Annotated in this window: 25 protein-coding genes, 1 tRNA gene and 1 other RNA gene; 9 read left to right on the plus strand and 18 right to left on the minus strand. The window is 75.2% G+C overall.

The window, feature by feature from the left end:
* The first annotated feature begins 14 nt into the window (after nt 1-14).
* Both H2O74_RS09725 and ligD read left to right on the plus strand, forming a co-directional pair.
* Complete coding sequence (locus tag H2O74_RS09725) at nt 15-962, plus strand: DNA ligase (RefSeq protein WP_182114192.1); 948 nt, start codon at nt 15-17, stop codon at nt 960-962.
* Nucleotides 963-981: 19 nt separating this feature from the next.
* Nucleotides 982-1,878: a non-homologous end-joining DNA ligase gene (gene ligD / locus H2O74_RS09730; protein WP_182111407.1), complete on the plus strand. Its 897-nt coding sequence runs from the start codon at nt 982-984 to the stop codon at nt 1,876-1,878.
* A 76-nt stretch (nt 1,879-1,954) separates the two neighbouring features.
* Here ligD and H2O74_RS09735 read toward each other — a convergent pair whose 3' ends face one another.
* Together H2O74_RS09735 and H2O74_RS09740 are read right to left on the minus strand one after the other, a co-directional pair.
* A complete protein-coding gene (locus H2O74_RS09735) occupies nt 1,955-3,391 on the minus strand; it encodes an HNH endonuclease signature motif containing protein (RefSeq protein ID WP_182111408.1) in 1,437 nt (478 codons plus the stop codon).
* A 68-nt stretch (nt 3,392-3,459) separates the two neighbouring features.
* On the minus strand, nt 3,460-3,732 hold the full coding sequence (locus H2O74_RS09740; RefSeq protein WP_182111409.1) for a hypothetical protein: 273 nt from the start codon (nt 3,730-3,732) through the stop codon (nt 3,460-3,462).
* Nucleotides 3,733-3,955: 223 nt separating this feature from the next.
* On the opposite strand from H2O74_RS09740, the gene H2O74_RS09745 reads away from it, so the two are divergent.
* On the plus strand, nt 3,956-4,363 hold the full coding sequence (locus H2O74_RS09745; protein WP_182111410.1) for a CoA-binding protein: 408 nt from the start codon (nt 3,956-3,958) through the stop codon (nt 4,361-4,363).
* A 125-nt stretch (nt 4,364-4,488) separates the two neighbouring features.
* On the opposite strand, the gene H2O74_RS09750 is transcribed toward H2O74_RS09745, so the two are convergent.
* Together H2O74_RS09750 and glnA are read right to left on the minus strand one after the other, a co-directional pair.
* Nucleotides 4,489-7,551 carry a bifunctional [glutamine synthetase] adenylyltransferase/[glutamine synthetase]-adenylyl-L-tyrosine phosphorylase gene (locus tag H2O74_RS09750; protein WP_182111411.1) on the minus strand — a complete coding sequence of 1,021 codons (3,063 nt, stop codon included), beginning with the start codon at nt 7,549-7,551 and terminating at the stop codon, nt 4,489-4,491.
* Nucleotides 7,548-8,885, minus strand: a complete 1,338-nt coding sequence (glnA, locus tag H2O74_RS09755; protein WP_182111412.1) for a type I glutamate--ammonia ligase — start codon at nt 8,883-8,885, stop codon at nt 7,548-7,550. The genes H2O74_RS09750 and glnA overlap by 4 nt, the downstream gene beginning before the upstream one ends.
* A gap of 91 nt (nt 8,886-8,976) precedes the next feature.
* Here glnA and H2O74_RS09760 point away from each other — a divergent pair, with 91 nt between their 5' ends.
* Both H2O74_RS09760 and panB read left to right on the plus strand, forming a co-directional pair.
* On the plus strand, nt 8,977-10,629 hold the full coding sequence (locus tag H2O74_RS09760) for an NAD+ synthase (RefSeq protein ID WP_182111413.1): 1,653 nt from the start codon (nt 8,977-8,979) through the stop codon (nt 10,627-10,629).
* The gene (panB, locus tag H2O74_RS09765; RefSeq protein WP_182111414.1) at nt 10,622-11,464 is read left to right on the plus strand and encodes a 3-methyl-2-oxobutanoate hydroxymethyltransferase; all 843 of its coding nucleotides are present in this window, start codon (nt 10,622-10,624) and stop codon (nt 11,462-11,464) included. Before H2O74_RS09760 ends, panB begins: the two co-directional genes overlap by 8 nt.
* Before the next feature lie 40 nt (nt 11,465-11,504).
* Here panB and map (H2O74_RS09770) read toward each other — a convergent pair whose 3' ends face one another.
* The 3 genes from map (H2O74_RS09770) to H2O74_RS09780 are packed head-to-tail and all read right to left on the minus strand — an operon-like array spanning nt 11,505 to nt 13,337.
* Nucleotides 11,505-12,281: a type I methionyl aminopeptidase gene (map, locus tag H2O74_RS09770; protein ID WP_182111415.1), complete on the minus strand. Its 777-nt coding sequence runs from the start codon at nt 12,279-12,281 to the stop codon at nt 11,505-11,507.
* Nucleotides 12,278-13,162, minus strand: a complete 885-nt coding sequence (locus H2O74_RS09775; RefSeq protein ID WP_182111416.1) for a pentapeptide repeat-containing protein — start codon at nt 13,160-13,162, stop codon at nt 12,278-12,280. Before H2O74_RS09775 ends, map (H2O74_RS09770) begins: the two co-directional genes overlap by 4 nt.
* On the minus strand, nt 13,152-13,337 hold the full coding sequence (locus H2O74_RS09780) for an SPOR domain-containing protein (protein ID WP_182114193.1): 186 nt from the start codon (nt 13,335-13,337) through the stop codon (nt 13,152-13,154). The genes H2O74_RS09775 and H2O74_RS09780 overlap by 11 nt, the downstream gene beginning before the upstream one ends.
* A gap of 57 nt (nt 13,338-13,394) precedes the next feature.
* Here H2O74_RS09780 and map (H2O74_RS09785) point away from each other — a divergent pair, with 57 nt between their 5' ends.
* From map (H2O74_RS09785) to H2O74_RS09795, 3 genes are read left to right on the plus strand one after another with little or no spacing between them, the layout of a single operon-like run.
* A complete protein-coding gene (map, locus tag H2O74_RS09785; protein WP_370525721.1) occupies nt 13,395-14,285 on the plus strand; it encodes a type I methionyl aminopeptidase in 891 nt (296 codons plus the stop codon).
* A complete protein-coding gene (gene ppgK, locus H2O74_RS09790; RefSeq protein ID WP_182111417.1) occupies nt 14,282-15,076 on the plus strand; it encodes a polyphosphate--glucose phosphotransferase in 795 nt (264 codons plus the stop codon). The genes map (H2O74_RS09785) and ppgK overlap by 4 nt, the downstream gene beginning before the upstream one ends.
* A 4-nt stretch (nt 15,077-15,080) precedes the next feature.
* Nucleotides 15,081-15,932 carry an MBL fold metallo-hydrolase gene (locus tag H2O74_RS09795; protein ID WP_182111418.1) on the plus strand — a complete coding sequence of 284 codons (852 nt, stop codon included), beginning with the start codon at nt 15,081-15,083 and terminating at the stop codon, nt 15,930-15,932.
* 15 nt (nt 15,933-15,947) lie between these two features.
* Here the strand turns inward: H2O74_RS09795 and H2O74_RS09800 are convergent, their stop codons facing one another.
* The 4 genes from H2O74_RS09800 to rnpB all read right to left on the minus strand — a co-directional run bounded on the left by H2O74_RS09800 (nt 15,948) and on the right by rnpB (nt 18,812).
* Nucleotides 15,948-16,301 (minus strand): STAS domain-containing protein, encoded by a 354-nt coding sequence (locus H2O74_RS09800; protein ID WP_182111419.1) that lies wholly within the window; start codon nt 16,299-16,301, stop codon nt 15,948-15,950.
* Between the two features lie 131 nt (nt 16,302-16,432).
* Nucleotides 16,433-16,873: a response regulator gene (locus H2O74_RS09805; protein WP_182114195.1), complete on the minus strand. Its 441-nt coding sequence runs from the start codon at nt 16,871-16,873 to the stop codon at nt 16,433-16,435.
* 101 nt (nt 16,874-16,974) lie between these two features.
* Complete coding sequence (locus H2O74_RS09810) at nt 16,975-18,240, minus strand: MFS transporter (protein WP_255491544.1); 1,266 nt, start codon at nt 18,238-18,240, stop codon at nt 16,975-16,977.
* Nucleotides 18,241-18,423: 183 nt separating this feature from the next.
* Nucleotides 18,424-18,812: RNase P RNA component class A (gene rnpB / locus H2O74_RS09815), an RNA gene on the minus strand.
* 101 nt (nt 18,813-18,913) lie between these two features.
* Here rnpB and H2O74_RS09820 point away from each other — a divergent pair.
* Complete coding sequence (locus H2O74_RS09820; RefSeq protein ID WP_182111420.1) at nt 18,914-19,699, plus strand: YaaA family protein; 786 nt, start codon at nt 18,914-18,916, stop codon at nt 19,697-19,699.
* A gap of 26 nt (nt 19,700-19,725) precedes the next feature.
* On the opposite strand, the gene H2O74_RS09825 is transcribed toward H2O74_RS09820, so the two are convergent.
* The 7 genes from H2O74_RS09825 to H2O74_RS09855 form a co-directional block, all read right to left on the minus strand.
* A complete protein-coding gene (locus H2O74_RS09825) occupies nt 19,726-20,889 on the minus strand; it encodes a bifunctional RNase H/acid phosphatase (RefSeq protein WP_182111421.1) in 1,164 nt (387 codons plus the stop codon).
* Nucleotides 20,886-21,638, minus strand: a complete 753-nt coding sequence (locus tag H2O74_RS09830; RefSeq protein WP_182111422.1) for a zinc ribbon domain-containing protein — start codon at nt 21,636-21,638, stop codon at nt 20,886-20,888. The genes H2O74_RS09825 and H2O74_RS09830 overlap by 4 nt, the downstream gene beginning before the upstream one ends.
* Nucleotides 21,639-21,656: 18 nt before the next feature.
* Nucleotides 21,657-22,871 (minus strand): Nif3-like dinuclear metal center hexameric protein, encoded by a 1,215-nt coding sequence (locus tag H2O74_RS09835; RefSeq protein WP_255491545.1) that lies wholly within the window; start codon nt 22,869-22,871, stop codon nt 21,657-21,659.
* A gap of 10 nt (nt 22,872-22,881) precedes the next feature.
* Nucleotides 22,882-23,736, minus strand: a complete 855-nt coding sequence (locus H2O74_RS09840) for an MOSC domain-containing protein (protein WP_182111423.1) — start codon at nt 23,734-23,736, stop codon at nt 22,882-22,884.
* 36 nt (nt 23,737-23,772) lie between these two features.
* Nucleotides 23,773-23,846 (minus strand) — tRNA-Val (locus tag H2O74_RS09845).
* Nucleotides 23,847-23,896: 50 nt separating this feature from the next.
* Nucleotides 23,897-24,382 (minus strand): peroxiredoxin, encoded by a 486-nt coding sequence (locus H2O74_RS09850; RefSeq protein WP_182111424.1) that lies wholly within the window; start codon nt 24,380-24,382, stop codon nt 23,897-23,899.
* Complete coding sequence (locus H2O74_RS09855; protein ID WP_255491546.1) at nt 24,379-24,789, minus strand: DUF3052 domain-containing protein; 411 nt, start codon at nt 24,787-24,789, stop codon at nt 24,379-24,381. Before H2O74_RS09855 ends, H2O74_RS09850 begins: the two co-directional genes overlap by 4 nt.
* Nucleotides 24,790-24,833 lie beyond the last annotated feature (44 nt).

The following is a 24,833-nucleotide window of genomic DNA, read 5'->3' on the forward strand; positions in this document are numbered from 1 at the left end:
GACCCGTGCAGCCCATGCTCGCCACCCGTGCGGCCGAAGAGGGCCGTCTGCCCGAGGGTCCGGAGTGGTCCTACGAGGTCAAGTGGGACGGCGTCCGGGTGCTCGCGCAGACCACGAGCGGCTCGCTGCGGCTGGTCGCGCGCTCCGGTCGCGACGTCACGGTGACCTACCCCGAGCTCGCCGGTCTGGCGGCCATGCCGGGCACGGTGCTCGACGGCGAGGTCGTCGTGATGTCGGGCGGGATCCCGTCGTTCGAGGCGCTCGCCGAGCGCATGAACGTGCGCGACGCCGCACGCGCGTCCCGCCTCGCGACCTCGGCACCCGCCACGTACATCGTCTTCGACGTGCTGGTGCTCGACGGCGTGGACGTGAGCCGCCGGCCGTTCAGCGAGCGCCGCGAGCTGCTGGAGCGCCTCGAGCTGCCCGCGCACGTGCAGCTCTCCCCCGTCTACCCCGACGGCCCGACGCTGTGGCAGGTGACGCTCGAGCACGGCCTCGAGGGGGTCGTCGCGAAGCGGCGCACGTCGACCTACCAGCCGGGGCGCCGATCACCCGACTGGGTGAAGGCGGCGCACCGCGCCACGCGCACCGCCGCCGTGGTCGGCTGGCGCAGCGAGGGGTACGGGAGAGCGGGCGTCGCGGCGTCGAGCAACCGGCTCGGCGCGATCCTGCTCGGCGCCCCCGACGCGGACGGCAGGTGGCGCTACCTGGGCAAGGCGGGCAGCGGCCTCGCCGGGCGCCGCGGCGCGGACCTGCTGCGCGAGCTCACCGGCCGCGAGAGCACCGAGCCCGTGCTGGACGACGAGGTGCCCGACGTCGACGCGCGCGGCGTCACGTGGTGTCGGCCGGAGGTCGGCGTCGACGTCGTCTACCTCCAGCGGATGCGGGGCGGGCGCCTGCGTCACCCCGTGGTCCGCGCGTTGCGCACGGATGGCGACGTCGACGCGTGGGAGGCTCCGTGACCTGCCGCCGAGCGAGGGGATGACCGTGGCGAAGGACGACGCGCAGTGGGTCGAGGTCGAGGGGCGCCCGGTCAAGCTCACGCACCTGGACCGCGTGCTGTACCCCTCCACCGGCTTCACCAAGGCCGAGATGATCGGCTACTACACCGCCGTCGCGCCGGCGATCCTGCGCCAGCTGGAGCACCGCCCCGTCACGCGGATCCGCTTCACGACGACGGTCCACGGCGAGAAGTTCTTCGAGAAGAACACGCCGCGCGGCGCCCCGGAGTGGCTGCGGCACCTCCAGCTGCCCGCGAGCCCGGGCACCGAGGACGAGGGCACGGTCCTCGACCTGCCGTTCCTGGACGACCTGCCGGGCCTGGTGTGGTCGGCCAACCAGGGCGCCGTCGAGCTGCACACGCCCCAGTGGACGGTCGGGCCGCGCGGCGGACTGCGCGGCGCGGACCGGCTGGTCATCGACCTCGACCCCGGTCCCCCGGCCGGCCTCGACGAGTGCGCCCGCGTCGCGCACCTCGTCGCCGACCGCCTGGCGCAGGACGACCTCACGACGACGTTCCCGGTGACCAGCGGCAGCAAGGGCATGCAGCTGTACGCGCCGCTGCCCAAGGTCCGGCCGGCCACCGAGGTGCGCGAGTACGCGCGCACGGTCGCGCACGAGCTCGCGGCGGCCCATCCCGACCTCCTGCTGGCGAACATGAAGCGGGCGCTGCGCCCGGGCAAGGTGCTCCTGGACTGGAGCCAGAACCACCCGGCCAAGACCACCGTGACGCCGTACTCCCTGCGCGCCAAGGACGAGCCCCGCGTCGCCGCGCCCCGCCGCTGGGACGAGGTCGAGCCGGGCATGGTCCAGCTGGGCCCCGACGACGTCGTCCGCCGCCTCGAGGAGGAGGGCGACCTGCTCGCGGCAGGGACGTGACGCCGTCAGGCGGAAGGCGCCGGCTGCGCCCCGCCCCCCGGCCCCCGCCGGGCCGGGCCGTGCGGGCCCGAGCGCGTCAGAACGGCGGCGGGTGGAGGTCGATGATGACGCCGTCGGGCGGCGGCGGTCGCGGCGGGTTCATCGGCGGTTCGTGCTCGGGCAGCCGGCGGTAGGTCTGGCCCGTGGGTGAGCGCCACACGGTGACGCCGTCCTCGCGCCGCGTCGGGCTCCAGCCGCCGTGGGTCTTGGCCCGATGGTGGTGGCGGCAGAGCGCCTGCAGGTTGCCGACGCGGGTCTGCTCGACGCCGGGCTCGTCGACGCTGGGCTCGTCGACGCCGGGCACCGGGTCGAACGGCGTGACGTGGTCGATGTCGCACCTCGCCGCCGGCATGCGGCACCCGGGGAACCGGCAGGTGCGGTCCCGCAGGCCCACCGCGTCGCGCAGCGACCGGGTCGGGGCGTAGGTACGCGTGCCGCGCGCCAGCGGCTCGCCGCTGCGCACCGCGACCAGGAGCGGCTCCCACGTCGCGCGGGACGCGATGCGGCGCGCCATGTCCGGCGGGATCGGGCCGTAGCCCTGCAGGTCCGCGGGTTCGTGGGACAGGCCGAGCAGGGTGGCGGCGGACGCCGTCACGGCCAGGTGCGGACGCCTGCCCTGCCGCGTCGCCAGCGGCGTCCCGTCGGGGTGCGCCCCCGCGTCGAGCCAGCGCGTGGCGACGTCCACGAGGGCGTCGGCACGACGCTCGTCGAGCGACCGGGAGTCGTCGGGCGCGGCCTCCCCCGCGAGCGCGGTCAGCGTCGTGTGGACCGCCAGGGCGTCGTCGGCGGGGAGGTACGCGGCGAGCCACGCCATGGAGTCGGCGACCGGCTGCAGCTCGACCCGGCGCTGCCCGCGCGCGTCCGCGTGCCGCGCCGCGGCGCCGTCGGGATCGCGCAGCAGCTCCATCCGTCGCAGCCGGGACCGGAGCTGGGGCGCGGTGCACGTGCGGGCGCCCGGAAGCACTGAGAGGGCGACGTCCTGCGCCGCGGCGTCCGGCAGCCGCCGCAGCTCGTCCGTCAGGACGGTCGCGCGACGCACGTCGATCTCGCCGCGAGCGAGCGCGTCACCCACGGCGGGCACCCGCTCCGCAGCGAGCGCGAGGGCAACCTTGTTCTCAGCCACGGCCCCGGTCGTCGAGAGGCACGCAGCAACCTGATCGGCCACGAAGGCCCCACCCAACGCCCGCGGCCGCGAGGCGAGCTGCGCGATCGCGCGCGCCTGGCCGGCGGCGACCCAGGACGCCAGCCGCTCCCACGCGGCCACCGCCTCGATCAGCGCGGCGTCGTCCATGTCCGCCGGCTCCAGGCCGCCCAGCCGAGCGGCAAGCTCCGGGCCGGGGACCGCCTCCTCGAGCTCCGCCGCGAGCCGGTGCCGCATGGACCACAGCCACGCCTCGGCCCAGGTGCCGGCACCCCCGCCACCGTCTTCGGGCACCGGACCGGCGCCGACCGGGTCGCTCAGCGAAGTGGACATACCGGCACCCTACGGACAGGGTCTGACACGACCCGGCCGTGCACGCTGACCAGGAACGACGTCTCGGATCAGCCGGTGAGGAGGGCGTCTAGCACGAGGGACAGCAGGCTGACCCCACTGGCCGCCAGCGCGATCGCCAACGCCATGAGCGCGAACCAGATCACGCTGAGGGTGAGCCCGGCGACCGTGAAGGCGTGGCCGCCGCGCTCACCGCTGCGCGTCTCGCTCCAGGCGATGATGCAGAGGATGAGACCGACAGGCACCAGACCAGTCGCCGCGAAGACGAAGCCCGCCGTGGCGTAGCCGGAGCACGGGACGACGCGCGGAGCGTAGTAGGTCACGGTCTCTCCTCGGTGCGACGGGTTGGGCCGTGGCGCGCCCACCGAGTCCTCGACCGGCCGTCGTGAAACCTGACCAACCTGCCCCTCAGATGTGTCGAACCTCGCCGACGTCGAGCCAGAAGACGTCGTACCGAGCGCCGACGCACCGTGTCGCCCGAGGCACCCTGCTGCCCGACGCTCCGGCGGCCCTGCACCGCGACCCGCGCTGTGCTTGGCTGGCCACATGAACGATCCCGCGGTGATCGACCGGCTCCTGACCACGCCCGGCCGGTGGGCCGTCGTCGGGCTGTCGACCAACCGGTCCCGCGCCGCGTACGGCGTCTCGGCCTACGTGCAGGGCCTCGGCCACGAGATCGTCCCCGTCCACCCGCGCGCCGAGACGGTGCACGGCGCCACCGGGTACGCGAGCCTGACCGATGTGCCCGGCCCGGTCGACGTCGTCGACGTCTTCGTCAACTCCTCGCGCGCGGGTGCCGTCATCGACGAGGCGATAGCTGTCGGGGCCAGGGCCGTCTGGCTGCAGCTCGGCGTCACGGACCCGGCCGCCGAGGAGCGCGCCCGCGCGGCGGGGCTCGACGTCGTGGTCGACACCTGCCCCAAGATCGAGGGGCCCGCGCGCGGGTTGCGCTGACGCGGGCGCCGGGCCGTCAGCCCGGGCGTCTGACGGTGTACGCGCCGACGCCCACGAGCGCGGCGAACAGGGCGAGCGTGAGCCGAACCCCATCCGGCGGACCCTATCCGCAGCGACCGGGTGTGTCAGCCGTAGAAGAGGCGCTCCATGACGGCCCGGGCGCGGCGGCCCGCGCGCAGGTACGTCTCCTCCAGCTCGGCGCCCGACGCCGGGCCGAAGCCCACCAGGCGCGCCAGCGCGGACAGGGCGCGCCGGTCGTGCGGGAGCACGTCGGCGCCCGCACCGCCGGCCCGCCCGCTCCACAGGACGAGGGCGTCCCGCAGGCGCGAGGACAGCAGCCACGCCTCGCGCAGGACGGCGGCGTCCGCGGCGTCGACCAGCCCGGCGCCGGTCGCCGCGTCGAGCGCCTCGAGCGTGCTCGGCGTCCGCAGGCCCTCGACCTCGAACCCGTGCTGCAGCTGGAGAAGCTGCGCGGTCCACTCGACGTCGCTCAGGCCACCGCGCCCGAGCTTGAGGTGCCGGCTCGGGTCGACGCCGCGCGGCAGCCGCTCGGCCTCCATGCGCGCCTTGAGCCGGCGCACCTCCCGCACCATGCCCGCGTCGGCGCCCCCGTCCGGGTAGCGCAGCGGGGCGATCAACGTCACGAACGCGTCCCCGAGCGCCGGGTCACCGGCCACCGGGCGCGCCCGCAGGAGCGCCTGGCTCTCCCACGGCGACGACCAGCGCTGGTAGTACTCGCGGTACGACGCGAGGGTCCGCACGAGCGGCCCGTTGCGCCCCTCGGGGCGCAGGTCCGCGTCCACCTCGAGCGCCGGCTCCGGGCCGACCTGGCCCAGCATCTGGCGCACGCGCTGCGCGACGGTCATGGCCTGGGCCTGCGCACGCGCGTCGTCGACGCCGGGCAGGGGGTCGTGCACGAACAGCACGTCCGCGTCCGAGGCGTACCCCAGCTCCCTGCCGCCCAGGCGGCCCATCGCGATGATGGCGCTGCGCGTCAGCGTCCCGTCGGGACCGTGCTGCACCTCGTACTCGGCGATGCGCAGGGCCCCCGCCAGGACGACGTCGGCGGCGGCGGTCAGCGAGGCCGAGGCCGAGACCACCGAGCTCGAGCCGAGGACCTCGGCCACCGCGGTGCGCGCCATCTCGCGCCGCCGCAGCGCCCGCAGCAGCGTCGCGGCCTCCGTGGCGTCGTCGCGCCGGGTGAGGACGGCGTCCGCCTCCGCCTCGAGGCGCAGGACGTCGCGGGGCGCCAGCTCGGCGTCGTCGTCGAGCCACGCGACCGACTCGGGCGAGCGTGCGAGCACGTCGGCCGCGTAGCGCGAGGTCGAGAGCAGGCGCGCGAGGCGCTGCGCGGCGACGCCCGAGTCGCGCAGCAGCTTGAGGTACCAGTGCGTGGTGCCGAGCTCGTCGGACAGGCGGCGGAACGCGAGCAGCCCCGCGTCGGGGTCGCTGCCCTCGGCGAACCACCCCAGCAGGACCGGCAGCAGCTGCCGCTGGATGGACGCGCGCCGGCTCACGCCCTCGGTGAGCGCGGAGATGTGACGCAGCGCGCCGGCCGGGTCCCGGTAGCCGATCGCCGCCAGGCGCGCGCGGGCGGCGTCGGGGGCGAGCGTGACGTCCTCGCGGGACAGGCTGGCCGTCGCCGGGAGCAGCGGGCGGTAGAAGAGCTCCTCGTGCAGGTGCCGCACCTCGCGGCGTACCGTCCGCCACCGCTCGAGCACCTCGGCCGCTCCCCCGGCGCGCATGCCGATCGAGCGCGCGAGCGTGCGCAGCTCGCCCTCGTCCGTGGGCATCAGGTGCGTGCGCCGCAGGCGGTGCAGCTGGATGCGGTGCTCGAGCGCGCGCAGCAGGCGGTAGCACACGGCCAGCCGCGACGCGTGGTCGCGCCCCACGTAGCCGCCCGCCGCGAGCGCGGCCAGCGCGGTCAGCGTGCTGGGGCTGCGGATGGACTCGTCCGCGCGGCCGTGGACGAGCTGCAGCAGCTGGACGGTGAACTCGACGTCCCGCAGGCCGCCCACGCCCAGCTTCAGCTGACGGTCCGCCTCCGCCGCGGGCACGTGCTGCTCGACCCGGCGCCGCATCGCCTGGGAGTCCTCGACGAAGTTCTCGCGCTCGACGGCGGACCACACCATGGGGGCGATCGCCTCGGTGTAGCGGCGGCCCACCTCACGGTCCCCCGCCACGACCCGGGCCTTGAGCAGGGCCTGGAACTCCCAGGTCTTGGCCCAGCGCTCGTAGTAGCTGACGTGGCTCGCGACCGTGCGCACGAGCGGGCCGTTCTTGCCCTCGGGCCGCAGGGCCGCGTCGACAGGCCACAGCGGCGGCTCGGTCGCCGTGCCGTCGCACGCCCGGGCGAGCGACGCGGCGAGCTTGGCGCCCGCCCGCATCGCCTCGTCCTCCGAGCGGCCCTCGACCGGCTCCGCGACGTAGATCACGTCCACGTCGCTGACGTAGTTGAGCTCGCGGCCGCCGCACTTGCCCATGCCGATCACGGCGAGCCGGACGGTCGCCGCCTCGTCGGGGTGCGCCGCGCGCGCGAGGGCCAGCGCGGCCTCGAGCGCGGCGGCGGCCAGGTCGGCGAGCGCCGCCGCGACGGCCGGCAGCAGCGAGAGCGGCTCGGGGCTCAGCAGGTCGGCGGCGGCGATGCGCAGGAGCCGCCGCCGGTAGGCACGCCGCAGCGCGTCGACACCCCCGGCGCCCGCCACCGTGGCGACGGGTCCGCCCTCGGGCACGCCGTCGTCCGCGCCGACGGCGGCGAGCAGCTCGGCCCGGACGTCGCGCACGTCGGCGCCGATCGGGGTCGGGTCCGCGAGCGCGGCGACGTCGTCGGGATGGCGGACCAGGTGGTCCGCGAGCGCGGACGAGGCCCCGAGGACGGCGAGCAGCGCGTCGCGGTGGGGCGACGGCTCCGCGAGCAGGTCACGCAGCCCGCAGCGGGACCCCTCGCCCGCGCCGCGGCACGCGCCCGAGACCCGCGTGAGCGCCAGCAGGGCCTCGTCCGGGGAGGCGACCGCCGCCAGCGCCTCGAGCAGCGGCGCGGCCTCGTCGACGGTGCCGACGACCGCGACGAGGTCGGGGTCGTCGAGCAACGAGCAGGCCCGCTCGGTGTCCGTGAAGCCGAGGCGGGTCAGACGCGCGCGCAGCGTGCGACGGCGACCACCGTCCGCGACCTCGGTCCCGGTCGTCACAGGACCGACAGGAACCGCTTCAGCTCGAACGGCGTGACCTGGGCGCGGTAGGCGTTCCACTCCTCGCGCTTGTTGCGCAGGACGAAGTCGAAGACGTGCTCGCCCAGCGTCTCGGCGACGAGCTCGGACTTCTCCATCACCGCGATCGCCTGCTCGAGCGAGGACGGCAGCGGCTGGATGCCGAGCGCGCGCCGCTCGGGGTCGGTGAGCTCCCAGACGTCGTCCTCGGCGCCGTCGGGCAGCTCGTAGTTCTCCTCGATGCCCTTGAGGCCGGCGGCGAGCAGCACGGCGTACGCGAGGTAGGGGTTCGCCGCGGAGTCGACGCCCCGGTACTCGACCCGGCTCGAGTTCGCCTTGCCGGGCTTGTAGAGCGGGATCCGGACCAGCGCGGAGCGGTTGTTGTGCCCCCAGCAGATGTACGACGGCGCCTCCGCCCCGCCCCACATCCGCTTGTAGGAGTTCACGTACTGGTTCGTGATCGCGGTGATCTCCGCCGCGTGGTGGAGCAGGCCGGCGATGAACTTGCGCGCGGTGCTCGACAGGCCCAGCGGCGCGCCCGGCTCGTGGAACGCGTTGCGGTCGCCCTCGAACAGCGACAGGTGGGTGTGCATGCCGGACCCGGGGTGGTCCGCGAGCGGCTTCGGCATGAACGAGGCGAAGATGCCCTGCTCGAGCGCCACCTCCTTGACCACCGTGCGGAACGTCATGATGTTGTCCGCGGTCGTCAGCGCGTCGGCGTAGCGCAGGTCGATCTCGTTCTGGCCCGGGCCCGCCTCGTGGTGCGAGAACTCGACCGAGATGCCCATGGACTCGAGCATCGTGATCGCGGCCCGCCGGAAGTCGTGGCCGGTGCCGCGCGCGACGTGGTCGAAGTAGCCGCCCTGGTCCACGGGCACGAGGGGGCGCTCGGGGTCCGCGGGCGACTCGAAGAGGTAGAACTCCACCTCGGGGTGCGTGTAGAAGGTGAACCCCTGCTCGCTCGCCCGGTTCAGCGCCCGCGTCAGGACGTAGCGCGAGTCCGCCAGCGACGGCTCGCCGTCGGGCGTGCGGATGTCGCAGAACATGCGCGCGGTGCCGTGGGTGTCACCGCGCCACGGGAGCACCTGGAACGTGGAGGGGTCGGGCTTGGCGAGCATGTCCGCCTCGTAGACCCGCGTGAGGCCCTCGATGGCGCTGCCGTCGAAGCCGATGCCCTCGGCGAAGGCCGCCTCGAGCTCGGCCGGCGCGATCGCCACCGACTTGAGGATGCCCAGCACATCGGTGAACCAGAGACGGATGAAGCGGATGTCCCGCTCCTCGACCGTGCGGAGCACGAACTCCTGCTGCCTGTCCATGACCACATCCTGCCGTACGCGGGGCCCGGAGCACCGTCAGGTCCGCGCCTCGGCACGCCGCGCGTCCCGCGCGCTGACTAGGGTGGCCGCCATGGGTCTGACCATCGCACTCGCCCAGGTCGACACGTGCGTCGGCGACGTCGACGGCAACGCCCGCGCCGTGCTCCGGTGGACGGCCGACGCCGCGGCCCAGGGGGCCGCCCTCGTCGCCTTCCCGGAGATGACCATCACCGGCTACCCGATCGAGGACCTCGCGCTGCGCGACTCGTTCGCCCGGGGCGCCGAGCGCGCCGTCACGCGCCTGTGCCGCGACCTGGTCGACGCCGGGCTCGGCGAGATCGTCGTCGTCCTCGGGACGCTGGGGCGCAACGCCGAGGGCCGCGCCACGAACCGCGCGCTCGTGCTGCACCGCGGCGAGGTCGTCGCCTGGTACGACAAGCACCACCTGCCCAACTACGGCGTGTTCGACGAGTTCCGGATCTTCACCCCGGGCGACGGGCAGTGCGTCATCGAGGTGGACGGGCGGCGCATCGGGATCGTCGTGTGCGAGGACATCTGGCAGGACGGGGGCCCCGTCTCGCTCATGGACGAGGCGGTCGTCGAGCTGCTCCTCGTCCTCAACGGCTCCCCCTACGAGGAGGGCAAGGGCCACGTCCGCGGCGAGCTGGCGGCCCGGCGGGCGCGCGAGGTCGGCGCCCCGGTCGCCTACGTCAACATGGTCGGCGGCCAGGACGACCTCGTGTTCGACGGCGGCTCCTTCGTCGTCGGGCAGGACGGCACGCCCCTGGCGGGAGCCCCGCAGTTCGTCGAGCACCTGCTGGTCTGGGAGCTGCCCGACCGCGGCGTGGACCCCGAGCCCGGGCTGCTGGCCGCGCCGATGGACCCGGACGCCGAGGTGTACTCCGCGGTGGTCACCGGCCTGCGCGGGTACGTCACCAAGAACGGGTTCCGCTCCGTCGTGCTCGGCCTCTCCGGCGGCATCGACTCGGCGCTGGTCGCCGCGATGGCCGCCGACGCGGTGGGCGGTTCGAACGTCGTGGGCATCTCGATGCCCTCCGGGCACTCCTCGCAGCACTCGCGCGACGACGCCGAGGACCTCGCCAAGCGGCTCGGCGCCGACTACCGCGTCCAGCCCATCGGCCCGATGGTCGACGCCTTCACGAGCCAGATGGACCTGCCGGGCGTCGCCGGGGAGAACCTCCAGGCCCGCGTCCGCGGCGTCATCCTCATGGGCGTCTCGAACGTCGAGGGTCATCTCGTGCTCGCCACGGGCAACAAGTCCGAGCTGGCGGTCGGCTACTCCACGATCTACGGCGACGCGGTGGGCGGCTACGCGCCGCTCAAGGACGTCGACAAGTCGCGCGTGTGGGCGCTGGCGCGGTGGCGCAACCAGGTCGCGCTCGACCAGGGCGAGATGCCGCCGATCCCGGAGAGCTCGATCACCAAGCCCCCGTCGGCCGAGCTGAGCCCCGGCCAGATGGACACCGACTCGCTGCCGCCGTACCACCTGCTCGACGAGGTGCTGGACGCCTACGTGGAGCACGCCGAAGGGCGCGAGGAGCTGCTCGCGCGCGGGTTCGACGCCGAGGTGGTCGACACGGTGCTCGCACTGGTCGACCGCGCGGAGTGGAAGCGGCGGCAGTACCCCCCGGGCCCGAAGGTGAGCGCGCTGGCGTTCGGGCGCGACCGGCGTCTCCCGGTCACCACACGCTGGCGCGAGCCGAAGGGACCTGTCGATGAGTGAGCCGACGACGCCGGTCGCGGGCGGGGCGCCGAAGCCCCGTCGCGTCCGGGTGCACCACCTGCGCGAGGCGAAGGAGCGCGGCGAGCGGATCACGATGCTCACCGCCTACGACGCGCCGACCGCGCGGATCTTCGACGAGGTGGGCACGGACGTGCTGCTCGTGGGCGACTCGCTGGGCGACAACTTCTACGGCTACGCGACGACGATCCCGGTGACGGTCGACGAGATCATCCACCACGCGCGGGCCGTGACCGGCGCCGTGAAGCGCTCGCTCGTCGTGGCCGACCTGCCGTTCGGGTCCTACGAGGCCTCCCCCCAGCAGGCGCACGCGACTGCCGTGCGGATGCTCAAGGAGGCCGGCGCGCACGCGGTGAAGTTCGAGGGCGGCGCTCGCGTCGCCGAGCACGTGCGCCTCCTCGTGGGCGCCGGCATCCCCGTGATGGGCCACCTGGGCTTCACGCCGCAGTCCGAGAACGTGCACGGTGGCAAGCGCGTGCAGGGCCGCGGCGAGGGCGCCGCCGAGCGCCTGTGCGCCGACGCCGTCGCGCTCCAGGACGCGGGCGCGTTCGCCGTCGTGCTCGAGATGGTGCCGGCGCCGCTCGCTGCCCAGGTGACCGAGATCCTCACCATCCCCACGATCGGCATCGGCGCCGGCCCGCAGTGCGACGGCCAGGTGCTCGTGTGGCCGGACATGGCGGGCCTGACCGACTGGTCCCCGCGCTTCGCCAAGGCCTACGGCCGGCTGCGGGAGGCCCTCAGCGACGCCGCCCGCGCCTACGTCGAGGACGTCCGGTCGGGCGGGTTCCCCGCGGCGGAGCACAGCTTCGCCGAGTGAGCACCGGGTGGCCCGGACCTGAGCCGGGCGCCGCGCCGCCTCAGGCGCGGCGCGGCAGGGTGAGGATCTCGGCGCCGTCGTCGGTGATGGCGATGGTGTGCTCGGTGTGCGCCGTGCGACAGCCGGTCGCGCTGCGCAGGGTCCACCCGTCGGCGTCGGTGACGAGCTCGGCGGTGTCCGCCATGATCCACGGCTCGAGCGCGAGCAGGAGCCCGGGACGCAGCGTGTAGCCGCGCCCCGGTCGCCCGGTGTTCGCGACGTGCGGGTCCTGGTGCATCGTCGTCCCGATGCCGTGGCCCCCGAACTCGGTGTTGACCGGGTACCCGGCCGCGCGCAGCACCGTGCCGATGGCGTGCGAGAGGTCGCCGATGCGGGCCCCGGGGCGGGCCGCAGCGATGCCGGCGGCCAGCGCCCGCTCAGTCGCGGCGATCATGGCCAGGTCCTCCGGGCGCGGTGAGCTGCCGACCACGAAGGTGATCGCCGCGTCGGCGGCGACCCCGTCGAGCAGGACCGCGAGGTCGAGCGTGAGGACGTCGCCGTCGGCGAGCGCGTAGTCGTGCGGCAGCCCGTGCAGCACGGCGTCGTTGACCGACGTGCAGATGTAGTGGCCGAAGGGGCCGCGCCCGAAGGACGGCTCGTAGTCGACGTAGCAGGACACCGCGCCCGCACCGAGGATCATCGACCGCGCCCACGCGTCGATCTCCAGGAGGTTCGTGCCCACCCGGGCGCGGCCCTTGAGCGTGTGCAGGGTGTGCCCGACCAGCGCGCCGGTCTCGCGCGCACGGGCGACCTCGGTGGGGCTCAGGATCTCGATCATGCGGTGCCTCTCTCGGCCGGTCGGACGGGCCCGTCCGCCGGGGCGGCGGGAACCGGTGCACCACCCTGCCAGTGGTCCGGCCGCGCGACGGACGACGGCAGCCGCGTGGCGGCGTCACCGCCGGCGGCGGCGAGCTGCATCGGCGTGCAGAACAGGGCGGTGCTCAGGTCGGCCCCGGCGAGGTCCGCGCCCCGCAGGTCCGCCCCGAGGAGGTCGGCCTCGCGCAGGTCGGCGCGCCGCAGGTCCGCGCCCACCAGGACCGCGCCCCGCAGGCCGACCCGGCGCAGGTCGGTGCCGCGGCGGTCGGCGCCCACCAGCCGCGCGCCCGCGAGGTCCGGCGCGCGCCGCCCGCGCACGGCGGTGCTCGCGCGGCGCAGCACCGGGGCGACCTCGGCCTGGAGCGCGCGCTCGTCGACGTCGGCCAGGACGGGCGCAGCGGCGGCGGTCACCTGCTCGAGACGGGCCGTGAGCCGGCGCGCCGCCTCGTGCTCGGCCGCCGCGCGCGGCAGGTCGAGCACCTCCGCGAGGTACCAGAGCATCTCGTGCAGGCCGCGCACGACGCCGAAGGCCGCGAACATCGCGGCCGCGACCGCGGGGTCGTCCCGCCAGGTCCGGCCGCCGAAGGTGACCTGCGTGACCCGCTGGCCGGCGCCGAGGCAGTCGTACACCGTGCACCCGGCGAACCCGGCGGGGCGCAGGCGCGCGTGGATGGTGCAGCGGTGGTCGACGGCGAGGTGTCGGCACGGCTCCCCCGCCTCCTTGTCGATCGCGAAATCCGCGGACCGCGAGAAGGCGAGGGCCACGCAGCACAGGCCGACGCACCGCGCGCAGTCGGCACGCAGGTGCGCCCGCGCTGCGCCGGGGTCGGCGTCAGCCGTCACGCCACCGCCGGTCGTCCTCGTCCCACGCGTCGGTGCGGGCGCGGGCCTTCGTCAGCGCCTGCTGGGCCGCCTCGCGCGTCGGGTACGGGCCCATCCGCTCGGTCCACGGGCTCACGCGCCCCTCCTCGATCTCCCCCGTCCCGGGGTTGAACCAGAACTCCGTGCCGTCGCCCATGACCGCTCCCTCCGGCTCGCGGCGCGACCTCCGCGCCTGCTCCGTAGACTGCCAGGCATGTCGATCTCGCACGCGCCCGGCGGCACCCTGGTCCCCGGGACCCTGAGCCCGGTGCGGAGCGTCCCGGCCCACATCGAGCGGCCGGAGTACGTCGGCAAGGACCGCGAGCTGCCCTTCACCGGCTCGGAGGTCAAGGACGCGGAGACGATCGAGCGGATCCGCGTGGCGTCCCGCCTCGCGGCGCAGGCTCTCGAGGAGGTCGGGCGGCACGTCGCGCCGGGCGTCACGACGGACGAGCTGGACCGCATCGGCCACGAGTTCCTGTGCGACCACGACGCCTACCCGTCCACGCTGCTGTACCAGCCGCGACCGAGCCAGGTCCCGTTCCTCAAGTCGCTGTGCACCTCGGTCAACGAGGTCGTGTGCCACGGCGTGCCGGACTCCACGGTCCTGCGGGACGGGGACATCGTCAACGTCGACATCACGGCCTACAAGAACGGCGTCCACGGCGACACCGACGCGACGTTCCTGGTGGGCGACGTGGACGAGGAGTCGCGGCTCCTGGTCGAGCGCACGCACGAGGCGATGATGCGTGGCATCAAGGCCGTCGCGCCGGGCCGCGAGATCAACGTCATCGGCCGCGTGATCGAGAAGTACGCGCAGCGCTTCGGGTACGGCGTGGTCCGGGACTTCACCGGGCACGGCGTCGGCGAGGCGTTCCACTCGGGGCTCGTCGTGCCCCACTACGACGCCGCGCCCCGGTACGCCACGGTGATCGAGCCGGGGATGGTGTTCACCGTCGAGCCCATGCTCAACCTGGGGACACCGGAGTGGGAGATGTGGGACGACGGCTGGACCGTCGTGACGCGCGACCGCAGGCGCAGCGCGCAGTTCGAGCACACCCTCGTGGTGACCGAGACCGGAGCGGAGATCCTGACCCTGCCATGACCACGACCCCCGAGCTCGACCCCGGCACCGCCGGACCGACCCTGGCCTTCGGCATCGACATCGGCGGCAGCGGCATCAAGGGCGCCCCCGTCGACCTCGTCGCGGGCACCTTCGCCGCGGACCGGGTCCGCATCCCCACACCCCAGCCCTCCACGCCCGCCGCCGTCGCGCGGACCGTCGGCGAGCTCTTCGACGCCTTCCACCTGCCGGCGGGCATGCCGATCGGCGTGACGTTCCCGGCGGTCATCCAGCACGGCGTGGCCCGCTCGGCCGCGAACGTCGACGAGTCGTGGATCGGGACGGACGTCACGGGCGTCATCGCCGAGGCCACGGGGCGCCGCGTGCTGGCGGTCAACGACGCCGACGCGGCCGGCTACGCGGAGACGCTCTACGGCGCCGCCCGGGACACGCCCGGCGTGGTGCTCGTCGTCACGCTGGGCACGGGCATCGGCTCGTGCCTCGTGGTCGACGGCACGCTCGTCCCGAACACGGAGCTGGGCCACCTCGAGATCGACGGGTACGACGCCGAGTCCCGCGCGGCGGACAGCGCGCGCGAGCGCGACGACCTCGACTGGGAGCGCTGGGCGGAGCGCCTCCAGCGCTACTTCCGGGTGGTCGAGGACCTGTTCTGGCCCGACCTGATCGTGGTCGGCGGCGGCGTGAGCAAGAAGCACCAGAACTTCCTGCCGCTGCTGGACCTGCGCACCCCGATCGTGCCGGCGCAGCTGCGCAACGCCGCGGGGATCGTCGGCGCGGCGGCGCTGGCGGCCCACGCCACCGCGTCCGACTGAGCCGGTGGACGACGCCGCGCCCGGCCGCGGTGCGCCCGGCGACGTCGCCCTCGTCGAGGTCGCCCCGAGTGTCCTGGTCGCGACGAGCCAGCCGTGGTCCACGACGACGACCGTCGTCCTCGGCGCGGACGGCCGCTGCCTCCTCGTCGACCCGGCGCTCACGCCGGCCGACCTCGCGGCCCTCGCCGCCACCCTGGCGCGCCGCGGGCTGAGCGTCGAGGCCGGGGCGTCGACGCACCCGCACTGGGACCACGTGCTCTGGTCGGCGGCGCTGGGAGCCGTTCCCCGGTGGGCCACCCGCGCCGCCGTCGAGCACGCCCGCGCGACGGCGGACGCGCTGGCGGCCGAGGCGGACGCGACGGCCCCCGGGCACGACCCGGCCCTGACGGGGCGCCTCGACCCCCTGCCCGGCGAGCGGGTGCCGTGGTCGGGCCCCGAGGTCGTCGTCGTGCCGCACGCGGCGCACTGCCCGGGCAGCGCGGCGTTCGTGGTGCCGGGCGCGGGCGTGCTCCTCGCGGGCGACCTGCTCTCGGAGACCGAGATCCCGCTGCTCGACACGGACGCCGTCGACCCGGTCGGGGACCACCTCGCCGCCCTGCGCACCCTCGAGGCCGCGGCGGCGCGCTGGTCCGTCCAGGCCCTGGTGCCGGGCCACGGGACGCCGACCGACGCGGCCGGGCTCGCCGCCCGGCTCGCCGCGGACCGCGCCTACCTGGGCGCGCTGGGTGCCTTCCCGGAACGTCCAGGGGCGCGCGCCGCGGGGGCGGGCCTGCCCGCGGAGGACCCGCGGCTGGCGGACCCGGAGCAGCGCGGGCACCACGACCGCCAGGTCGCGGCGTTGCGCGAGCGGGGCTGAGGGCGCCTCCGGGGCTCAGGTGGCCGTGATGGTGCTCTCGTCGCCCGAGGCGTCGAACAGGCCCTGCAGGCCGAGCAGCTCCAGCACGTCCGTCACGAGCGACGGCGGGTTGCGCAGGGTCACCGGCAGGCCCTCCTCGCGTCCCACGCGCATGAACTGGATGAGGAACGCGATCCCCGTGGAGTCGATGAAGGTCACCTGCGCGGCGTCGAGGACGACGGGCAGATCCCGGGTGAGCGCCCTGCTCAGCGCGATGCTGGCCTGCTCGCGCAGCGCCTCGTCGATCTCGCCCCAGAGATGCGCCACCGTGGAGTCGTCGCGCTCGGCGACGGTGATCCCCCCGACGGCGTGCTGATCTGTGCCTGCCATGACCTACGGCCTCCTGCTGTCCCGGCGTCGCAGGCCGGGAGTCCTGGCCCCCGAGCTTCGTCGTGCGACGTCGGAAGGCTCCCCGAGGATACCGGCCGACGTCGGGAGCCGCCGGGGTGACGCGGTGACGTTCAGCGCCCGGGCAGGCGCGCGACGTCGCCGAAGAAGTGCCCGATCCGCCGGATCGCCGCCGTGAACGCGTCCCAGTCGACCGGCTTGGTGACGTAGGCGTTCGCGTGCGCCGTGTAGGCGCGCACCACGTCCTCCTCCGCGGACGACGTGGTCAGGACCACGACCGGGATGGACCCGAGCTCCGGGTCCGTCTTGACCGCCTCGAGGACCTCGCGGCCACCGATCTTGGGCAGGTTCAGGTCGAGCAGGATCACGTGCGGGCGACGGGCGGCGGCGTGGGCACCTTCGCGGCGCAGGTACGCCAGCGCCTCGGCGCCGTCGTTCACCACGTCCAGGTGACCGCCGAGACCGTGGTCCTCGAAGACCTCCTGGACCATCAGCACGTCGCCGGGGTCGTCCTCGACGAGCAGGACGTCCAGGGCGGCGATCTCGGTCATCATCACGCCCTGATGATCACACGCCCGGGGGCCCGTCGCTCCCCGGGCGCCGGACATCACCCGCTCGCCACACGTGCGGAGCCCCGGGCCCGAGCGCCGCCCGCTCAGCCCTGCGCCGGCACCGGCGCGCGGTCCAGGGGCGTCTCGAGCGTCGCCACGGCGCGTCGCCGCGCGCGTTCCTTGCGCCCGTGGACGCCGTGGTACAGGGCGGCCGAGAGGACGACGGTGCCCGCCAGCACCAGGTACATGTCGCCGTAGCCGATGGCGTCGAGCAGCACGCCCAGGAGGATCGGGCCGAGGCCCACGCCCAGGTCCACCATGAAGAAGTGCGTCGAGACGGCGACGCCGACGCGGCGCATGGGCACGCGGCCGACGGCGATGGCCTGCATCGCCGACATGAGCGTGCCGAAGCCCATCCCCAGGAACCCGCCGGCGACGACGAGCACGGCGTCGGAGGTGGCCAGGCCGAGCAGGACGAGCCCCACCGCGAACGCGGCGAGCGCCGTGTAGACCACGACGTTGTCCCCGCGCCGGTCCTGGACCCTGCCCGCGACGAGGCGCGTCCCGAACAGCACCACCGCGTAGACGAGGAAGAAGATGCTCGCGCCGGACTCGAGTCCCGCATCCTCCGCGTAGGAGTTGAGGAACGTCAGCACGCCGGCGAAGCTCACCGCGAGCACGAGCATGAAGCTCGCGACGGGCAGCACGTCGGGGTGGAGCATGTCGCGCGGGTGGAACCGCCGCAGCCGCGCGCGCTCGTCCGGCCCCGGCAGCACGTCGGGCGTCCGGAGCAGCAGCACCGAGAACACGATCCCGAGCACCGCGACCACGCCGTTGACGACGAACAGCACGTCGTACCCGGGGCCGTGCACCAGGAGCAGGCCGAGGAACGGGCCGATCGCCGTCGCCAGCGTGGTGCTCAGCGTGAAGTAGCCCGTGCCCTCCGCGCGGCGCGAGGCGGGGATCAGGGACTGGGCGAGGGACAGCGCGGCGGTGCTCGCGATGCCGAACGCGACGCCGTGCACCGCGCGGACCGCCAGCAGCACACCGAGGGAGTCGGCCGCGGCGTCGACCGGGAGGTAGGCGAACGAGGCGACGACGAAGACGACCATCGAGACGACGAGGATCCGGCGCCGGCCGACCAGGTCCGCGAGGTTGCCGGCGAAGAGGCGCGCGACCACCGCGCCGATGACGAACATGCTCGACGCCAGTCCCCCGGCGCTGTCCGTCGCGCTGAACCGCTCCACGGCGTACAGCGCCATCGTGGTCATGAGGAGGTAGAAGACGAACGCCAGGACGAGGTTCGCCAGCGAGGCGAGGACCAGGTCCCGGGTCCAGAGTCGTTCCGTGGTGCTGCTGCGGTCGGTCACACGTGTCCCATCGGTGCTGGTGGTGCAAGGGCTCCCCGCGGCCGCGGGCGACGGAGCTCCGCGGCGCGGGCCGGTGACGGGAGACCCTCATCGTGGCACCAGATCGGCGCCTGGCCCGCGGCTATGGCGTTCGTCACGTCGGCGGGGTGGGCGCGTGCTCTCACCGCTCGGCGCCGGGCGAGGTGGATGAGTCGGCCGGTACGCCGGGTTCTGTCCCCGCACCCGGTTACCCCGGTGCGGGTGGCGGCCATCCCTCTACGACGTACGTTGCCGCACGCCTCCAGCGGCCTACCCGGGAGCTCGGGCGAGCAGCCCTCGAACGCTCCCTGTCTGGCCTTGCTCCCAGTGGGGTTTACCTAGCCGCACCGGTCACCCGGTGCGCTGGTGGTCTCTTACACCACCGTTTCACCCTTACCGCGCTGCCGGCCGAGGCCGGCGGCGAGGCGGTCTTCTCTCTGTGGCACTGTCCCGCGGGTCACCCCGGGTGGGCGTTACCCACCACCGTGCTCTGCGGAGCCCGGACGTTCCTCGGCACCGGGCGGACCCGGTGACGCGACCGCCTGGCCGACTCATCCGGGACCAGGCTACCGGGACGCCGCCCGGCGGCGTGACGTCCGTCATGACCGGGGCCCCGTGGCACGGGCGGGCCCGCGCGGCGCACTAGCCTGCTGCGGTGCTCGTGCTCCTCCCGCCGTCCGAGGGCAAGACGGCCCCCCGGCACGGCGCCCCCCTCGACCTCGCCGCCCTGAGCGGCGCGCACCGCCTCAGCGCGCACCGCCGCCGCGTCCTGACGGCCCTCGCCCGTGCGAGCCGGCGCACTGACGCCCTCGACGTGCTCGGGGTCGGCGCGTCGCTCGCACCGGAGGTCGCGCGGAACACGCGCCTGAAGACCGAGCCGACGGCGCCCGCGCACGACGTGTACACCGGCGTCCTCTTCGGTGCCGCCGGTCTCGCGGACCTGCCCGACGACGCCGCCCGCGCGCGCTCCCTGCGGTGCGTCCGGGTCGTCTCGGCGCTCTGGGGCGCGGTGACCCCCGCGGACCTCATCCCCGCCTACCGGCTGTCGATGGGCACCGACCTGCCGGGCGTCGGCCCGCTCGCGCGCTCATGGCGCGAGCCGCTCGCCCGCGAGCTCGACCCGCTCGCGACGGACCGCCTGGTCGTGGACTGCCGCTCGGCGGCGTACGCGGCGGCGTGGGCGCCGTCGGGCGGCCCGGGCCACGTGAGCGTCACCGTGCTGCGCGAGGAGGCCGGACGCCGCACGGTCGTCTCGCACTGGGCCAAGCACACGCGTGGTCTGCTCACCCGCCACCTCGTGACCCGCGCGGGCGAGGACCCGACGACGCCGGCCGAGCTCCTCGAGGCGGCGGGCGAGATGGTGGGCACCACCCTGCTCGACGCCGAGCTCGTCCCGGGCCGCCGCGCCGGCACGCACGAGCTGCGGCTCGTCGTCGGCTGACGCACGACCCCCGGGGTCCGCAGAACCTAGAGGTCCGTCGGCATCCCGACGACCGTCACCTCGCGCTCGCCGTCGGCCCACAGGCGCAGGATGGTGATCGAGGCGGGCCCGACGCGGGCCGAGGCCCAGACCGACGACGGCGCACCGAGCGTCGCGCCGATGGCCGCGCGGATGACGACGGAGTGCGCGACCACCACGACCGTGCGGCCCACGGCCTCGTCGCGCAGCCGCTCGAGCGCCCCCGAGACCCGCACGCCCACGTCCTCGATCGACTCGCCACCGGGAGCGCGGAACTCCGCGTCCACGTGCCAGCGCTTGAGGTCGCCGGGCCAGCGCTCCTCGATCTGATCGGCGGACAGGCCCTCCCACTCGCCGAAGTCGCACTCGCGGAACGCCTCGTCGAGCTCGACGCGCAGGCCCAGCCGGCGGCCGACCGCACCCGCGGTCTCCTGCGTGCGCACCATCGGCGAGGCGCGCAGCGCGCTGGGGTGGGGCAGGTCCGGCCACAGGGTGCGGCCGATGCGGAACACGATGTCCGCGGCCTTCGCCGCCTGGATCCGCCCGGTGGACGTCAGCGACGGCCCGGGCACCGCTCCCCCGGAGTACGCCTTGGACGCCGTCATCGGCGTCTCGCCGTGCCGGATCAGGACGACGGTGAGCGGCTCCGCGTCGTCGAAGCGCATGGCCGCGCCCGAGGGGCGGCGCGCCCGCGCGGGCGCCTGCGGCTCCACCGGCGGGGTGGCGTCCGGTCCGTAGCCGTCGGGGTGGTCGCGCCACAGCCCTTCGCGCGCGTCCATCGCCTGGTTCGCGAGCGCGTCCGCCGCGCCGTTCTGGGCCCGGGGCACCCAGGTGTAGGTGACCTGGTCGGCGGGGAGCACGCCCCGCGCCAGCTCCGCGAGCCGCTTCATGTCCGCGTGCTTGACCTGCCACCGGCCGGACATCTGCTCGACGACCAGCTTCGAGTCCAGCCGCGCCTCGACGTGCGCGGCGGGGTCGATGTCCCGGGCCGCCTCCAGCCCGGCGACCAGCCCGGAGTACTCGGCCACGTTGTTGGACGCGAAGCCCAGGTAGCCGGCGCGCTCGGCGAGCAGGGCGCCGGTCGCCGCGTCGCGCACGACGGCGCCCCAGCCGGCCGGTCCCGGGTTCCCCCGCGAGCCGCCGTCGGCCTCGACGACCAGGCGCCGCGTCACGACGCCGCGCTGCGGCCGTCCGCGCCGCGCACGAGGATCCGCCCGCACTCCTCGCAGCGCACGACCTGCTCGGGCGGCGCCGCCTTGATCTTCTCGACGTCGCTGGGGTTCAGGTCCAGCCGGCAGCCCTCGCACCGGCGCCCACGCAGCGCCGCCGCGCCGCTGCCGCCGAGCTGGGCCCGCAGCCGGTCGTAGAGCGCCAGGAGCCCCGCGTCGAGGCCGTGCGCCACCTGCTCGCGCTCCGCCGCGACCTGCGCGAGCTCCTCGTCCAGCGTCGCGAGCGCGCGCTCGAGGATGCCCGCGGCCTCCTCCTGCTGCGCGAGCACCTCGTCGCGGGCCTTGCCGACCTCGGCGAGCGTCGCCTCGTGCGCCTCCAGGCGCTCCATGACCTCGAGCTCGATCTCCTCGAGGTCCGACTGGCGCCGGGCGAGCGCCGCGATCTCGTGCGTCAGCGCCTGGGCGTCCTTGGCGCTGACCGCCGCGGACGCGAGCCGCGCCTGGTCGCGCGCGGCGCGCGTGCGGACCTGCTCGACGTCGGCCTCGGCCTTGGCGACCTCGCGCCGCAGGTCGCTCACCGCGGTCTTCGACGTGACGTACGCGGCCTCGAGGTCCGCGAGCCGGGAGGCCAGCTCGGTCGCGCGCTCGTGCGCCGGGTGCACGCGGCGCTGGTGCGCGAGCTGCTGGGCGCGCGTGTCGAGCGCCTGCACGTCGAGGAGTCGGAGCTGGTCGGGCGCAGGTGCTGTCGTCACGGGTCCTCCGGGGGTGGTTCAGGGCTGGGGGGCCGAGGCGATCCGGGCGGTCCAGGGATCGGTGCGCCGGGTGCTGACCTGGACGTCCACCGTAGCGCCCCGTCCGGCCGCATCCTCGCGCAGCACCCGCGCCGCGGACTCCAGCCACGGCCACTCGCTCGCCCAGTGGGCGACGTCGACCAGGAACGGCCGGCCGTCCTGCGGCAGGCGTCCGGCCGACGACGCCTCGAAGGCGGCGCGCTCGCGCAGCTCGGACGCCGGGTGGTGCCGCAGGTCCGCGGTCAGGTAGGCGTCCACGCCGTTGCGGCGCACCGCGTCGAAGAGGGAGTCCCCCGACCCGCCGACGACGGCGACCCGCTCGACCGGCGCGTCGAGGTCGCCGGCCACGCGCACGCCCTGCTCGGTCGCGGGCAGGACGCGGGCGACCCGCTCCGCGAAGGCGCCCAGGGTCGTGGGCCCGGCGAGCCGGCCCACGCGGCCGGTCCCCGCGGCCCCCGGCAGGGACGCCAGCTCCAGGACGTCGAACGCCGGCTCCTCGTAGGGGTGCGCCGCGCGCATCGCCGCGACCACCGCCGCGCGCGCGCCCCGCGGCGCCACCATCTCGAGCCGGTCCTCGCTGACCCGCTCGACCTCGCCCCGGGTGCCGATCGCCGGCGCAGCCGCGGCGCCGGGCACGAACGTCCCGGTGCCCGTGCCGGTCCACGCGCACCGGCTGTACTCGCCGACCGCACCGGCGCCCGCGCCGCTCATCGCGTCGAGCACGCGCTCGGTGTGCTCGACCGGGACGAAGACGACGTGCTTGTCCAGCGGTGCGTCCGGCAGCGCGACGAGCGGTGCGAGGTCCGTCAGCCCGACGGCGACGGCGAGCGCCTCGGCGACGCCGTCGGCGGCCGCGTCCGCGTTGGTGTGCGCGACGTGCAGCGCGCACCCGGCGCGGATCAGCCGGTGCACGAGCGCGCCCTTGAAGGTCGTCGCGGCCACGGAGTGCACCGGGCGCAGGAGCAGCGGGTGGTGCGTCAGGAGCAGGTCGGCGCCCAGGGCGATCGCCTCGTCGACGACGTCGGCCGTCGGGTCCACGGCGAGCAGCACGCGCCGGACCGGCTGCGCCGGGTCCCCGCACACCGTGCCGACGGCGTCCCAGCCCTCCGCCGTGCCGGGCGGGTAGCGCCGGTCGAGCAGCCCGACGACGTCGGCCAGGGTCAGGGTCTCGGGGTTCGCCTCGTCGCCGCTCACGCCGCTGAGGCTACCGGGAGCGCACGATCTCGACCCGGTCGCCGAGGCGCACGGTCCCGGTCGAGACGGGTACGGCGCGCACGCCGAACCAGACCTTGCCGTCGCGGCGGCGGTGCGCGGCGAGCGTGCGCAGCGGCTCCTGACCACGCGCGCCGGTCGCCGGGTCGATCGTCGTCACGGCGCACCTGTCGCAGTGCTCGGAGACGCGCAGCTCGACGTCGCCGACCGTGATCCGCAGCCAGGAGTCCTCGGCGAACGGCTCGAGGTCGCCGGTCACGACCAGGTTGGGGCGGAACCGGGTCATCGCCAACGGCCCGGGGCGCGACCCCGCGGCGGCGCCGCACTGCGCGTACCGGTCGGCCCAGGTCTGCGCGACCCACCGGTCGAGCCGCTCCAGGGAGGACGTGCTGGTCAGCAGCAGGGGGCCCGTGTCGGCGAGGCTGAGCACGTCACCGGGCCGGCCGCCGTGCTCCGCCGTGACCGCCCGGCGGCGCGGGTCGTCGAGCCAGACCAGCCGGACGCGCCGTCCGAGCGCCTCGCTCAGCCACGCGTGGGCGGCGTCGTCGGCGGCGTGGGCCGTGCCGACGCGCGAGAGCGTGACCTCCACGCGCGGGCCGTCCACCGGGACCGGGACCGTCAGCGGGGCCGCGCCGTCGTGCGCCAGGAGCAGGCCGCCGTCGGGCCGCGGCGTGGCCGTGATCGTCACCATCGCGCCGACCGCGATCGCGGAGACCTTGGCGCCGGCCTCGTCGACGACCATCCAGCGCCGGTCGTGCTCGAGCCCCCACGGCTGCACCCGGGCGCTGTCCACCGGCACGCCGCCGAGCGACTTCACCGGGTAGACCGCGAGGGACGTCACCTGCACGGCGCGACGCTAGCAGCGGCGGACGTCGGTCCTGGGTGGGCCCGGCCGGTCTCGAACCGACGACCTCCGCGGTGTAAACGCGGCGCTCTGACCAACTGAGCTACAGGCCCCACGCCGTCGTCGCCGACGGCGCCCACAGCGTACCGACGACGCCTCGGCGTCAGAGGGCGGCGAGGGCCGCCCGGTACGCGCCCAGCTCGCGGGCCTGGCCGCGCGGGTTGACGACGGACCAGCGCACGATCCCGTCGGCGTCGATCAGGAAGCTGCCGCGGGTCGCGATCCCCTGGCCCTCGTCGAAGACGCCGTACGCCCGCGCGGCGGCCCCGTGCGGCCAGAAGTCGGAGAGGAGGTCGAAGCCGAAGCCCTCCTGCTCGCCCCACGCGCGCAGCGTGAACATCGGGTCGCACGAGATCCCCAGCAGGCGGACGCCCGCGGCCTCGAAGTCCTCGAGGTTGTCGCGCAGCTCGCACAGCTCACCGGTGCACAGGCCCGAGAACGCGAACGGGAAGAAGACGAGCGCGACCGGGCCGCCGCGCAGGCCCGTGAGGCGCACGGGCGTGCCGTGCGCGTCGGGCAGCTCGAGGTCGGGGGCCGGCTGGCCCGGCACGGGCGCCGCGACCGTCGCGCCGCCGCCCGCCTCGCTCACTTCCCCCGGTTCCGGGTGCCGAGGCGGGTCGCGGACCAGTCGGGGGCGATCGCCAGCGTGCTCGTGGCGTGGAGCCCTGCGGTGGTGGCCGCCTCCTCGATGTCGCTGTGGCCGACGTGGCCGCTGCGGCCGGGCTTGCGCGTGAAGACCCAGATCAGGCCACCCTCGTCGAGCGCGGCACGGACGTCGACGAGCGCGTCGGTGAGGTCACCGTCGTCCTCGCGCCACCACAGGATCACGCCGTCGGTGACGTCGTCGTAGTCCTCGTCGACCAGCTCACCGCCGACGATGTCCTCGATGCCCTCCCGGAGGTCGTCGTCGACGTCGTCGCCGTACCCGAACTCCTGGATGACCTGTCCGGTGGAGAAGCCGAGCCGCTCGGCTCCCGCTGCCCCTCGGTTGCCCACGGGTTCCGCGGTCGCTCCCACTTGGTGTGCCGTTCCCTTCGTCG

The sequence above is a fragment of the Actinotalea sp. JY-7876 genome, from assembly GCF_014042015.1.
Taxonomy (GTDB): Bacteria; Actinomycetota; Actinomycetes; order Actinomycetales; family Cellulomonadaceae; genus Actinotalea.